The organism is Gimesia panareensis, from assembly GCF_007748155.1.
GTDB classification, from domain to species: Bacteria; Planctomycetota; Planctomycetia; order Planctomycetales; family Planctomycetaceae; genus Gimesia; species Gimesia panareensis.
Genome location: NZ_CP037421.1, coordinates 3,719,781 through 3,732,898, shown reverse-complemented (window position 1 = coordinate 3,732,898; position 13,118 = coordinate 3,719,781). Strand labels below are relative to the sequence as shown.

Below are 13,118 nucleotides of genomic sequence, written 5' to 3'. Positions count from 1 at the left end.
TCGCAGGCAGAACCAATGAATTTACGATTTTGCAGCAATACCGCACGTGTGACCAGTCGCCGTTCTTTTCTCCAACAGACTGCGGCCGGTTTTGGCTGGCTGGCGTTCTCAGCACTGAAAGCACAGCGGGCTGCCTGTAACAAGAGCACGGGCAATCCGCTGGCGCCGAAGAAACCACATTTTGCCGCTCGGGCGAAACGCGTGATCTTCCTGTTCATGGAAGGGGGCCCCTCACACCTGGATTCGTTTGACTGGCGACCCGAGCTGGCACGGGTTGGCGGCGATGCGAAGAGTCGCTACCTGGCTCCCGTGTTTGACTTCAAACCGCGCGGGGAGAGTGGCCTGATGATCTCCGATGCGTATCCGCAGCTGGCGCAGCAGGCCGACGAGTTGTGCCTGCTTAACGGCATGCAGACGAACAATCCGGGGCATCACCAGGCGGTTGTGGCACTGCATACCGGTAATGAAAACTTTGTGCGTCCTTCCGTGGGGGCATGGGTGACGTATGGCCTGGGCTCTGAGGCTGACAGCCTGCCGGGGTTTGTGACGATCGATCCGATTGTCGATAAAGGGGGCGCTGCAAACTACGGTTCGGCTTTTTTGCCGGCCACGTTTCAGGGGACCCGCTTGAGTAGTGCAGCGCGGGGGTTGCCGAATATTCGGAATCGGACTCTCTCAGGCGCTGACCAACGGAAACAACTCGATTTTGTCCAGCGGGCCAATCGGCGATTATTGAAGCAGGATGCCAGCAATCCGGAAATTGAGGGGCTGATCGAATCTGCTGAGCTGGCCTTTCGCATGCAGTCATCCGTGCCGGAAACGCTGGACCTTTCCCGGGAGACACAGGAAACGCAGCGGCTCTACGGGCTGGATGACCAGCGAACGGCTCGCTTTGGCACGCAATGCCTGATGGCGCGTCGCCTGGCTGAGCAGGGGGTGCGTTTCATTCAGCTCACCAGCAACGGCTGGGACCATCATTCCAAAATGCGCGAAGCATTCGAGTTCAAAGCGACGGCGACGGACAAGCCGATCGCGGGGCTGATTGCCGATCTGAAGCAGCGGGACTTGTTGCGTGACACGCTGCTCGTCTGGGGGGGCGAATTTGGTCGACAGGCGGGCCCGGACAACAACGGAGGCCGCGGGCACAACAACAAGGGGTTCACGATGTGGATGGCCGGCGGGGGAGTGAAGGGCGGTTTGCGGTACGGTTCCACCGACGAGTTGGGACGCGAGGCGGTTGCCGGGAAAATGGGGACGCACGACCTGCACGCGACGATCCTGCACCTGCTCGGCCTGGATCACGAACAGCTCACGTATCACTATTCGGGCCGCGATTTCCGACTGACGGACGTTTCCGGGACGGTCGCTCACGACATTTTTTCATAGTTCGACAGTCAAAGACCGGGTTCCACGGAGGTGGAGAGGGGCCAAAATAAAATGTCGTGTCAGGTCAGATTTCAGGATTTGGCGGGGATCTCGGCGATCTGTTTTGTGGCGATTCCGACAGGGCGGTCCAGCGGAATGCCGGCACACGTCAGCAGGGTGGTGAGCAGGTCGCCCTGGTTGCCTTTGACATCGGGCAGGAAGCGTCCCGTGTTGATGGCACCGCCTCCGCTTCCGGCGAGGATGAAGGGCAGGTTGGCGCGGGTGTGCCTGTCGCCGTCTTCCAGGCCGGAGCCCCACATCATGATACAGTTATCCAGCAGGGTGCCGTCGCCTTCCTGCAGGCTGTGCATCTTGTTGACCATGTAGGCAAACTGGTCGATATTGAATTTCGTGATCGCGGCGACTTTGTCGACTTTCTTTTTCTCGCCGTTGTGGTGCGTCTGGGAATGGTGCTGGTCTTTAAATCCGAGTTCCGGGTATGACACACCGTTCGGGGTGGAGCCGATGTAGGTGCAGACACGGGTCGTGTCGGTCTGGAAGGCCAGCACGTTGAGGTCGCACATGACCTGCATGTACTCGCTGCGTTTGTCGCCCTCCGGTATTTTGATTTCGATGGGCGGAGCGGTCTTGTGACTGCGGCTGGGGCGGACTCCCGACTTTTCCAAAGCCGCTTCTTTCTGGCGCATTTCAATAGCGGCGATCCGGCGTTCGACCGAGCGAACACTGTCCAGGTACTGGTCCAGCTTGCGCTGGTCGGTCTGCGAGAGGGTGCGTCTGAGATCGCGGGCACCGCCGATCACCAGGTCCAGCATACTGCGGTCCAGACTGCTCATCCCATTTGATGTCAGTCCGCTCCCTTGTTCCTTCTTGTTGAACAGGCGATTCAGCACGTTGCGGGGATTGGTCTCGGCTGGGACCGCCTGGGTCGGAGAGCGAAAGCTGCAGTGCGAATAGTAGGCTTCGTTGAGCCCTGCCTGGTTTTCCTTCCAGGTTTGCGGCATCGTGGCGAGTTCCAGCGAAGGTAACGCGGTGAACGCCCCCAGGGAATTCGCGGCGATCTGATCGGCGGAGATCGAGATGCTGATCTCGTCCCGCTTGTCCGGGTCGGGCAACGCAGCAGTGAGCCACGTTGAGAGTTCGAGTGCGTGTGGCGCACCCCGGTAGGGGCCGTTGGAAACCCCGGCGATGCCCTTCATCAGCAGACACTGATCGATCACGGGGCGCAGTGACTCGAGGGCAGGGGGAGGCGAGGTCAGGAAACTCTCTGCATCTTTGGGCCAGAACTGATCCATGATCACGCCGTGAGGCATGTACATGAATCCGAGCCGTACGGGAGGCTTGAACGCCTTTTTCTCGCTGGCTTCCGCCCAGCCCATCACATCCAGCAGGGGCAGGGCCAGTGCGGCTCCCATACCTTTCAGGCAGGTACGACGATTGATGATGGTGTGTTTGCTCATGGGCAGGCCTTCGGGTGGGTTGCAGAGGAAAGTAAGTTCGTTGCACGACGGGCTGCAATTCCGTCGGGTAAAATAATCAAATATGTCGTTCGCGTGTTACTCGATTCGTCGATGCGTAAAAGGATAACTGGTGACGACCGCAGTGATGAGCGTCTGCATGCGGTAGTCATCCTGGGCGATCTTCTGCATCAACTGATCTACTACAATCTCGTCATAACCTTCGAGGCGTCGGCATAACGCATAGGCTAACAGTCGCTCGACCAGATTGCGAGAAAACTCTGCGTTGTGTGCGGCGATAATGGTTTTTAATTCTCTGGGGTTGGAAAAATGCTTGCCTCCCGGAAGTTCGCCTGAGGCGTCGATCGCCTCACCGTTATCGTCCTGGTCGCGCCAGCGTCCAATGGCATCGAAGTTCTCCAGGCCGAACCCGATGGGATCGAGTAAGCGATGGCAGTTGGCACAGACAGGATCGGCGCGGTGCAGTTCGGTGCGTTCGCGGAGTGTCAGATTCGCGACCTGCTTCTGGTCCTGTTTTTCTAATGCCGGAACATTGGGTGGAGCCGCCGGTACTTCGTCTCCGAGTACCTGTTCCAGAACCCAGACGCCCCGATTGACGGGGCTGGTGCGGTTGGGGAAGGAGGTCGCAGCGAGCACGCCGGGCATTCCCAGGATCCCGCCTCGATTGCCATTGGTCAGTTTGACTTTACGCATCTCGGGGCCGGTGACTGTTTTTTCCAGACCATACAGCGTGGCCAGGTTTCCATTGAGGAAGGTGTAATCGCTGTCGATAAAATCGGCAACGCTATGGTTCTCACGCACGATACTATCGAAAAAGAGACGGGCTTCGTCATACATTGCCGTTCGCATTTCGTCGGTCATTTGCGGGAATTTCTCAAGATCAAAGGTCCGATCATGCAGATTTCCCAGCTTCAGCCACTGCGCCCCAAAGCCATCAAACAGGGCCCGCGAACGAGAGTCCAGCAGCATGCGGGTGACCTGCGCTTTCAGGACCGGCGGCTCGTGGAGTTTTCCCTGGTCAGCTAACGCCATCAGCTCATCATCGGGCATGGTGGCCCAAAGCAGATATGACAGGCGCGAGGCGAGCTGGTAATCATCGAGAGGCACAATCCCTTTCTCCGCCTTGATCTCCTTCGCCGGAGTAATAAAAAGGAACTGGGGAGAGACCAGGATCGCCTTGAGCATCAGGCGACTGGAGGCCAGGTAGCTGAGGTTGTTCTGTTGACCCAGATCAAATACTTTCAGCAGGACATCCAGTTCCGCTGCGGAGGGAGGCCGACGATAGGCTTTTCGGGCCAGGGTCTGGGCCATCTTGCGTGCTGTCGCCTGGACGTCGGTCCCGGAAGCGGGGGGCTCACCAAACAGCAACTTTTGGATGTTTGTGGGGGGCTTCCCTTCCGGCGCCAGAGCCTGATCCAGCACCTTCTGTGAGATCGTCAGATACTGTTCGAGTTGCAGCGGGGAGAGCGAATTGAGATATCCTTCGCCGCTGACTTCGTCCGGCAGACTAGCGACGATGCTTGGATCGACGCCAAACAGATCGTGCAGGGTGTTACCATATTCGGTTTTGGTCAGCCGTCGAATGACAAACGGTCCCGGATCTTTCGGGCTGAGATATTTGACCTTCTCCAGCCATTGAGCAAACATCTGGCGTTCTTCAGCGGTCGGCTGGTCCATCCCATCCGGCGGCATGTCGTGCGTTTTCACCCGGGCGGCTGATTTCTTCCACTTCTCGCTGAAGGCCGCATGACCGGGAGTTTGCAGGGCCGGGTCAAAGCTGAGTCCGGCTTCTGTGGGGCGTCGGTTCTGGTGACAGTCGATGCAATATTTTTTGATGAAGGGAGTGACACGTTTACTGAAGAATTTCTTCGCCTCCGCTTTGTGCGCCACCAGAGATTCGTCCTCTGCCGATTGCACCTTCTCAGTATTCGGGCCAACCCACAAGACGCCTAAAGCCAATATAGCAATCGTGTTGCGAATCAAACGTGTCTCTGTAATTGACATTCAAAAACTCCTCGGACAGCTGTCTATATACGAACGTATTATAGTTTCTGCATATGTCAGTGTAAACAAGGGACAGTAAACAGAGTGTCTGCCGGGGAGTGATTATGTGCTCCTCATGAATGACATCAGTCAGACTTGCTGTGAGCGTCTTTCACCGTTGTGAGCTGGCAGGATTCGGTTTTCTTCGGTACGCTCACAATCTCCGTTCCTTAATCGTGCATCAGGAAGTAAAAGAGTTATAAGTACCACTTTCGATGTCAAGAGAGCGATGCCGTTCTACCTTATGGCACGATTCCTGATGACCCTGGTTTTAAATGTCGGGACTGGTTGGGCCAACAATCAGAAAAATGATCTATGAAACAGCTTGAGTTCTTAATCGACAAACTAGGTAACCGCATCCTCGAAAATGTTACATACCAGAACGAACAATTTGACACACTAACGATCCGGAGGCTTACAGAAAGAACCCTGATCAGGAATGTTCAATTTCTAAATTGCAGCAGCGTTGGTGCAGGAATGATTCGTAAGGGAGTATTCCTTGAAAACGTCATTTTTTCAAATATTGACTGTGGAGATACGCTGTTTATCAGCTCGGAATCGATTGTGAACGAGGTCAGGGTTTCAGGTCGTCATCCCGCCAGATTAGTTATTGAGCCTGATGACAACGACAACTATGTGATGCAGGAATATTCAAAAAGTGAGATGCTCATCGACATTTCTGAATTTCAAGGATTTGCTGTTATCATAGGATTGCCAGGATGTAATATAAAGAAAAACGATCGTCAACATATTACGATAAAAGCGAGCTGGAAGGACGAGGTGGATTGGGGCTCTCTCGGCATAGGGCCAGTCAGTTTCTGGCGTCTCAATCTAAAATCGCTTGGAATCAAGAATGCCAGCGAAGGCGTTTTCAGTTTGCCGAGTCCTGAACACAGACAGCGATAGGAAAAAGTTCTAAAAGAACGTGAATTGCTTGAAGCAGAAGGGCTCACCTTTGATTAGTCCTTTTCACTTCTTCGATTGAAGTCGCCATTTATGGGACTGCAAATAGAAGACAATCAATTTCAAACGGAGAAGACGACCAGCGGGAGAAACGCTCTACATTAATTCTGTGAGCCTGATCCAGTAATGATCGTATGCAGGATGCCAGAAAACTGAGTTCTACGTTTCGAAATCAATACGAGCGTTCTATTCATCTTCATCCTGAGCCGGACGGATTGGTGGTTGGGATGCTGAGATGCTGCTTTCTGCCCGGGCGAAAGCAAAGTTCAGTTACTGATACCTTTTTCAACGAACTTGGCAGTGTCGAAAATAGTCGCTTTGGTGGCTCTGTTGGATTGGTTAAATCGAAGCGAAAAGGAAAGTGACTATCAATCAGGTAATCGATCAAACAGATAAAATTATTCAACTACTCGAACAAGGGGGACATTCGGGAGCCTGGTCAAAATCTTTACGTCACTATGCAAGTGTCTTGAGTAAAGATCCACAATCGAATGAAGCATTAGAGTATCTCTATAGTGCTTGTACTCAACCAAGAGGTTTACTGGATGTCTGGGTTGAGGGACTCACCTTAGATGACTGGGGAGAAATTTTAACCAACCTTAAAACAGCGATTGAAAATTCACGAAGACAAAATCGTAGCACATAGGGGAGAAGAAAAGGTAGATTCAGATAATGTGTGAAGAATCTTCGAGTCTCTTTTTCCTGAGAATATTTCGAATGCTTAAGCATGCTGCAAGGCTGGTAAACCACCAGGATAATTCCAGTCCCATTAGCCAATTCGTTCTGATAATATTTCGTCGAATTTAGACGTGGAGCCTGTGGGGAATCGTCCAAATCATGAACATTTATCATTTTTTCGATCAGTTATGGATGGAATTACCCCAGTCGGTAGAAAGTAAGTCAGTTACTTCTATTAAGAGTCGTTATTTAGAATTTGCAGATGAACTGCCTCAGGGGAGAACAGTGCATCGAAAAGAGGAACCTCCTTTCTCGCAATTTGCGAACTGGCTTGCACGTCGGTTCGGCAAATCGAAACGATCTTACTGTGGTCGATGGTCCAGGTACGATGGTGGATGGTGGAGGATCATTGAAGATCAATTTGGTGATAATGAGGTTGGATATAGTGAGTTTTTCAAACTGCTGGCAGAATATCGTCAGCAAAAGTGTTTGCTGAAAGGTCAGACAAACCTGTCACAGAAAAAGGTTTCTGTGTCGAATGACTCGCGGATTGAGCGGTTGGAAGTATGGGAATACCCAACGGAAAGTGGGTATGATTTAGTGATTGTAGATCATGGCGGTCAGGCAAAGCTCGAGGGATTCTACTCGAAAATAGATGAGTTGTTAGATTCGGCATCTAAAAGATATGAGGTTCAGTCTGATAACTGGCACTGGTTTACTATCCCCCACAATTAGCACTGACAACTTTTTATCCCAAGATTCTGTGTCAGGTCAGATACAGACAAGAGATGCAAACTCTGCAGCATTGAGTTGGCGAATCGATTGATACGAACTTGAGTAGCATGAAAAACAAGGCTCTAATTGAGAAACTGGCACGGCGTGAATTAAGAGGTGATGTTACCTTTAAAGAAGAGATTCAATATGGTGAGGCTGGTTTGAGTATCTGGCGATCAGTTCCCGTTAAACCCTCTAAGAAAGTTGTAATACTGGAATGCTCAGATGGTCGGCTGGTTGTCCCAAGTCGAGATATTAAGCAATTCGAACAAATGCTGGCAGAATTACGACCTTCATTAGAAGATTCAGATGACTTCATTAAATTGTTTACCAAGGCGTTTCCATCCCGCAGAAAAGTACTGCTTCGTCGAGATCAAGTCCTGAAGAAATACCATGACGTCTGGCAGCCGATAGAAAAGAGTAGTTCTGGAATCTCTTTTTATTGTAATGATTCATTCAAAGGTACATTTGAACTAATCACAGTAAGTCCAGATTATGATGTGAAAGTGAAAGTTCTCGGTCCGGATAGAAAATACAAGATGCGTTAGATGGTATGATGACAAGTCCGAATTTTCAGATTCCTCCCTCCAGACTCTTCCGGACCTGAGAATATCTGGAACCTTAAAACGAAAATTCGCAAGGATTATCGACAGAATGATCATGACAGGTGCTGCTTTTGTGGTGAGTTTTTTCCATTCTGTCTGGAGTAACCAAACTGTAACAGAGTGGCAACCAGACACCAGCCTGATTAAAACCGGTAAATACTAACATGAGTCTGCCAGATAAAGTTGTGAATGCTTTGAGTGACCCGGCGTACCATCGTCAGGGGAACAATATTGAGGCCGTGTTGGGACATCTGGACGTTACCCCTTCGAGTGAGTTCACGGAATTTTACAGCACATACTTTGGTCCGTTCTGGAGTAATTCGCTGGGAATTGAGCTTGCTGACATTAGAGAGGATGAATGCAATATCGGGACTCTTACAGAACAATGTCGTTCACAGTATGGATTTCCCGAACGAATGCTCGTGCTGACACAGCTTTCTCCTGGTGGGACCGTACATGTTCTGGACACTGAGTCGGACGAGGTATTCGTCGTCGATTTTGAGGGTGGAGAAGATCTGTTAATAAAAGGTGAATTAGAACCTCGCTGGGAAACTTTCAGCGACTTCCTTCAAGACTACTTCTAGTTTCTTGACTTCTGCATCACGAACTTCGCCAGTATCTTTTCCTGTATGTATTACGCGTCAGTGTGGTCTCAAGTGGTAGACGGATTGATCCATGGAAATCTCTCATGACTGTTTGTGGGGTGATGAAACTGGTTGCAGTCGGCAGAAGAACATTCATTCTGAAAATAAAAACAGTTGTGGATGTGTACGTAATATTAGTTTTTCGTGATTTTTTGCTTGAACCGGAGAAATCCCTCCTGTATTCTCTTCCTCAGCTTTAAAACACGCAGGCACACGATAATGCGATGTGTTTTTGTTGACGAACCAACTCTCACCATTTCATGGCCGAGGCACTTCAGCCTTGAGAAGCATTATCACACAATTTTTTTGTTGATCTTTATCGGTGGAATACTGAACCACGATAAGTGCATTTGAATTCATTGATGCACTTTGGCTGGAGGCACTGATGATTCTACTTTTCTCTCAAGTAGCAGCAAGAAGGATTGATTGCCATGGTGTTGAAAGACTGGTTGTATTCGTTGCGTTTTTGTTTGCAATCTGGTGCTCCTGTTCGTTCTCGGCGGGGTCGTCGACGCAGAAATAAGCACAAATTTCAATATGTTGCTGCGATTGAAAAGCTGGAACAACGCCAGTTGCTCAGTGGTACTAACGATGCCCCTCAGTTTGATGATTACGGAATGGGCTACTGGTGGAGTGTCGCTGAAGACGCCGCGGTAGGCTCTGTTATCGGCACTGTCTCTGCTACTGACCCTGATGGCGATGCATTTTCTTATGCTTTATCGTCGGGGACTGACGTCGTTTCCATCGATACCTCGACTGGTGAGATTACTCTGATTGCCGCGTTGGACTATGAAACCAGCCAGTCTGTTTCATTCGGCGTGAGTGCAACGGATTCCAATGGAAACAGTTCAACCAGCTGGGTTGATATGAGCGTTACCGACGTGAATGAATCGCCGGTCTTCGACGATTACGGAATGGGTTACTGGTGGAACGTCGCAGAAGATGCCGCGGTGGGTTCAGTGATTGGTACCGTTTCCGCCAGCGATCCTCAAAATGACGCGGTGACCTATGGGCTGACCTCAGGTACGGAGACGTTTTCCATTGATGCCTCGACTGGTGCGATTACTCTGATCGCTGCGTTGGACTATGAAACCAGCCAGTCCGTTTCATTCGGCGTGAGTGCAACGGATTCACAGGGAAACACTTCAACCAGCTGGGGGGAGATCTACGTAGAGGACGTTGCTGAAACTTCTGGCAGCAGTTCTTCATCCGGCAGCGGATCATCCTCTTCGAGTGGCTCAACCTCAGGTTCAGGCAGTGGTTCCGGTTCCAATAGTGGCTCTGGCAGTTCTTCCGGCTCCTCATCCAGTTCCGGCAGTAATTCGTCTTCGGGCAGCGGGACAGGTTCCTCGAGTGGTTCCACGTCGGGAAGCTCATCCGGTTCCGCGTCCTCATCAGGCAGCACTTCATCATCCGGTAGTAGTTCCACCTCCGGGAGCAACTCAAGCTCGACAAGCGGATCAACATCAGGCAGCACATCCGGATCCACCTCTTCATCGGGAAGTGGTTCTTCGTCCGGGAGTTCTTCATCATCCAGTAGTGGCTCGACGTCGGGGAGTACGAATTCAGCCTACGATTCCTATCTGGCAAGTGTGACCGCTGCTGATAACGCTTACGCAAATACTGTTCAGAATGCAGCCAATACGTATAATACGGCCGTTGATGCTGCTGATACAGTTCTGGATAACGCGAAGCTTTCTGCAGCAGATTCCTACAATTCCGCCGTTGCTACTGCCAATACAGCTTATCAAAATGCAACGCAAGCAGCAGACGATGCCTATCAGTCAGCAATGGATGCAGCTGACAATGCTTATAACTCGGCAATTACCAATGCCGGTAATGCTTATGATGGGGCAGTGGCCACTGCAGATGCCGCTTATGATTCGGCGGCACAAGCTGCTGCAGATGCTTACGATTCCACGATGGCGACTGCTGATAATACATATAATTCGGCAGTTGATGCTGCCTATGCAGTTTACAATGATGCCGTTGATGTCGCTGACACGACCTATGATTCCGCGGTAGAAAATGCATCAAATGCGTATAACTCAGCCGTTGACTCGGCTACTGATGTGTGGAATTCCGCATATACATCAGCAGAAAATTCCTTCAACGCAGCCATTGATGCTGCACTTCTCATCGCTGAAACAGCAATCCAATCAGCTGAGGATGATTATAATACCACGATGGATGCGGCCGATGCCACATTTGAGACAGCTGAGCAGGCAGCAGCAAATACTTACAACACGACAATGGATGGAGCAGATAATACTTATAACACAGCCATTGATGCAGCCGATGCCGCTTTTAATACTGCTGTTCAGAGTGCGACCAATGCTTATAACGGTGTAGTTGATCCCGCGTATCAATCCTATCTGGATGCGGTCGAGGCTGCTGACCAGGCTTGGGATGCTGCTTATAATGCAGCCTGGGATCTGATGATGGATGCCATGGACAATGGGGGAGATACATCTGCTGCAGATGCTGCATTCATAGCTGCTGATGACGCATGGTATGCAGCAGAAGAAGCTGCATGGAATACTTTTGCGGCAGTGGAAAGTACGGCAGCAACTACTTACTCTGCTGCAGTTGAAGCTGCAAAAAATCAATGGCAGATTTCCGCTGACTCTGCAGCAGATGACTGGTACGCCACGGAATCGACGGCAAGTGCAGTCTACCAGACTGCCTATGATGCTGCAGTCGCTGCGTGGAACACAACAGAAGGCAATGCGTGGTCGACATACGAAGCAGCATATGCAATTGCTTCCAGTAACTATGAATCTGCCGAGGATGCTGCATGGACGAATTTTACTACGGCTATGAATGCTGCAGATGCTGTATGGATTGCTGCAGAAGATGCTGCCTGGATGCAATATTCAACGGCAGTTTCTGCAGCTGATGCAGACTGGGTTGCAGCAGAAGCGGCTGCCTGGACAGTTTTTGAAACAGCCGAGGAGAACGCCGCTGCAGCCTGGACGTCGACAGAGGCTGCGGCATTTAGTACCTATGATACGGCAATGGCCGCAGCAGAGACAGCATGGGACACCGCAGAACAGGCCGCCTGGTCTGCGTTTGAAACTGCCCAGACTGCTGCTGAGACAACATGGGAGAATGCGGTCAATAGTGCCTGGTCTACTTACGACGCCGCCTGGACTGCTGCGGAAGATGCCTGGGCAACAGCCGAAAGTGCTGCCTGGAACGCTTATGAAAATGCCGTTTCACTCGCGGAAGCAGCCTGGAATACAGCCGAAACAAATGCCTGGAATACATATGAAGGTGCATTGGCCGGCGCTGAAACAGACTGGGAGAATGCGGAAGATGCCGCCTGGGTGGCCTTCCAGAATGCGGCAGCTCCTGCGGCTCAACAACAGGGGGGGGACCCGGCAGCCCAGCAGAATGAAAACAATGATGACACTAGCAGAAAATTAACACCGACGGAACGGGCATTTATTGAATATATCTTTAAGAAATCCATGCCCGGATTTAATCAACAAGAAGATCTCCAGGTTACACTTGCTGCAACCCTCGCTAAAGTTACTCTTTATGATGGATCTAATCGCTCGGAGTGGTACTGGCCGAAAAATGTCATTGCACAAAATATTCTTTACTGGAGACCCTGGGTAAATGGGATCGCTCTTGGGACGGATCAGTTCTATCGTGGCAATATTTATCCGGCACAGCAGGGAAATGGTAGTATTGCTTTAATTGCTCATGAAACCTTTCATTCTTTTCATGAGGAGTTTATGGCGATGGGAACGACCCCGTTCATAGCAGGTTATTTGCTTGACTCTGCCTCCGCCAAATTGTTTGAAGGCGATGGTTACAAAAAGAACATATCTGAAATGTATGCATATGCGGTACAAGATACTGTGACTGAGATTCTCCAGCGGTATCCTAATGCAATGTCCTGGTTTGATCCAAACTCACCCAGTTATGGACAAATTCCAGCAGATTTTGCTAATGTTGTCTCGTTTATTTTTAATGGTAAAATTACTACCAGGATGAGCAAAACACAATGAATATGCACGAACACTCATTCGGAATTCGGCGTCCCTTGTGTCTAACGGTTTTCTGTTTCCTGCTGGCTGCGACTTTACAGGGATGTCTTCCAGGTGATGGTGCATCATCATTTTCAGGTCAGGTGCTCGATGAGCAAAATCAGCCGGTCATTGATGCAGATGTGACAATATCAGATGCTCCCAGTAATAAAAATCAACTGTTGATGTCACCCTGGAAATTAAAGACTCATGCTGAGGGAAAGTTTCAAATCACCTCAGCCCACGCTCCTGCAGAAGGAGGATTAATCTTAGAAGTGAAGAAGGAAGGATACGAGCCATATCAGAAACAGTATGCGGCAGGTAGTGTCTATGCAAACTTAATCATCAATCTCAAACCCAAAGATGAATCAGAACCGAAAGTACCAGAACAATGAGTGGTTCATTTTGCAGCTGAATTGATCAGTTTATTATAATATCTGAGAGTATATAAACTTCCTCTCCTCACAGGGGGGAAGTCCTGATGCAGACCAACCAGAATACTGATCCTTGTAT

The 13,118-nt window shown here is 50.4% G+C and carries 10 protein-coding genes; 8 read left to right on the top strand and 2 right to left on the bottom strand.

What is annotated here, in order from left to right; all coding sequences use genetic code 11:
• The first annotated feature begins 15 nt into the window (after positions 1-15).
• Positions 16-1,386 (top strand): DUF1501 domain-containing protein, encoded by a 1,371-nt coding sequence (locus Enr10x_RS14040; RefSeq protein WP_145450097.1) that lies wholly within the window; start codon positions 16-18, stop codon positions 1,384-1,386.
• 71 nt (positions 1,387-1,457) lie between these two features.
• Here Enr10x_RS14040 and Enr10x_RS14035 read toward each other — a convergent pair whose 3' ends face one another.
• Entirely contained in the window at positions 1,458-2,843 is a 1,386-nt protein-coding gene (locus Enr10x_RS14035; RefSeq protein ID WP_145450094.1) for a DUF1552 domain-containing protein, read from the bottom strand.
• Positions 2,844-2,939: 96 nt separating this feature from the next.
• Entirely contained in the window at positions 2,940-4,865 is a 1,926-nt protein-coding gene (locus tag Enr10x_RS14030) for a DUF1592 domain-containing protein (protein WP_145450091.1), read from the bottom strand.
• Between the two features lie 354 nt (positions 4,866-5,219).
• On the opposite strand from Enr10x_RS14030, the gene Enr10x_RS14025 reads away from it, so the two are divergent.
• The 7 genes from Enr10x_RS14025 to Enr10x_RS13995 all read left to right on the top strand — a co-directional run bounded on the left by Enr10x_RS14025 (position 5,220) and on the right by Enr10x_RS13995 (position 13,000).
• On the top strand, positions 5,220-5,810 hold the full coding sequence (locus tag Enr10x_RS14025; protein ID WP_145450088.1) for a hypothetical protein: 591 nt from the start codon (positions 5,220-5,222) through the stop codon (positions 5,808-5,810).
• A gap of 418 nt (positions 5,811-6,228) precedes the next feature.
• Positions 6,229-6,513: a hypothetical protein gene (locus Enr10x_RS14020; protein WP_145450085.1), complete on the top strand. Its 285-nt coding sequence runs from the start codon at positions 6,229-6,231 to the stop codon at positions 6,511-6,513.
• Positions 6,514-6,704: 191 nt separating this feature from the next.
• Complete coding sequence (locus tag Enr10x_RS14015; RefSeq protein ID WP_145450083.1) at positions 6,705-7,280, top strand: hypothetical protein; 576 nt, start codon at positions 6,705-6,707, stop codon at positions 7,278-7,280.
• Positions 7,281-7,387: 107 nt separating this feature from the next.
• On the top strand, positions 7,388-7,867 hold the full coding sequence (locus Enr10x_RS14010) for a hypothetical protein (RefSeq protein WP_145450080.1): 480 nt from the start codon (positions 7,388-7,390) through the stop codon (positions 7,865-7,867).
• Between the two features lie 221 nt (positions 7,868-8,088).
• Positions 8,089-8,508, top strand: coding sequence for an SMI1/KNR4 family protein (locus tag Enr10x_RS14005; RefSeq protein WP_145450078.1), 420 nt, complete (start codon positions 8,089-8,091; stop codon positions 8,506-8,508).
• 491 nt (positions 8,509-8,999) lie between these two features.
• On the top strand, positions 9,000-12,587 hold the full coding sequence (locus tag Enr10x_RS14000) for a cadherin repeat domain-containing protein (protein ID WP_145450075.1): 3,588 nt from the start codon (positions 9,000-9,002) through the stop codon (positions 12,585-12,587).
• Positions 12,584-13,000, top strand: a complete 417-nt coding sequence (locus tag Enr10x_RS13995; protein WP_145450072.1) for a carboxypeptidase-like regulatory domain-containing protein — start codon at positions 12,584-12,586, stop codon at positions 12,998-13,000. Before Enr10x_RS14000 ends, Enr10x_RS13995 begins: the two co-directional genes overlap by 4 nt.
• Positions 13,001-13,118 lie beyond the last annotated feature (118 nt).

Excerpts from the sequence above, each read along its gene's own strand:
- Enr10x_RS14040 (WP_145450097.1), top strand. The coding sequence starts at position 16 with ATGAATTTACGATTTTGCAGCAATACCGCACGTGTGACCAGTCGCCGT.
- Enr10x_RS14035 (WP_145450094.1), bottom strand. The coding sequence starts at position 2,843 with ATGAGCAAACACACCATCATCAATCGTCGTACCTGCCTGAAAGGTATG.
- Enr10x_RS14030 (WP_145450091.1), bottom strand. The coding sequence starts at position 4,865 with ATGTCAATTACAGAGACACGTTTGATTCGCAACACGATTGCTATATTG.
- Enr10x_RS14025 (WP_145450088.1), top strand. The coding sequence starts at position 5,220 with ATGAAACAGCTTGAGTTCTTAATCGACAAACTAGGTAACCGCATCCTC.
- Enr10x_RS14015 (WP_145450083.1), top strand. The coding sequence starts at position 6,705 with ATGAACATTTATCATTTTTTCGATCAGTTATGGATGGAATTACCCCAG.
- Enr10x_RS14010 (WP_145450080.1), top strand. The coding sequence starts at position 7,388 with ATGAAAAACAAGGCTCTAATTGAGAAACTGGCACGGCGTGAATTAAGA.
- Enr10x_RS14005 (WP_145450078.1), top strand. The coding sequence starts at position 8,089 with ATGAGTCTGCCAGATAAAGTTGTGAATGCTTTGAGTGACCCGGCGTAC.
- Enr10x_RS14000 (WP_145450075.1), top strand. The coding sequence starts at position 9,000 with ATGGTGTTGAAAGACTGGTTGTATTCGTTGCGTTTTTGTTTGCAATCT.
- Enr10x_RS13995 (WP_145450072.1), top strand. The coding sequence starts at position 12,584 with ATGAATATGCACGAACACTCATTCGGAATTCGGCGTCCCTTGTGTCTA.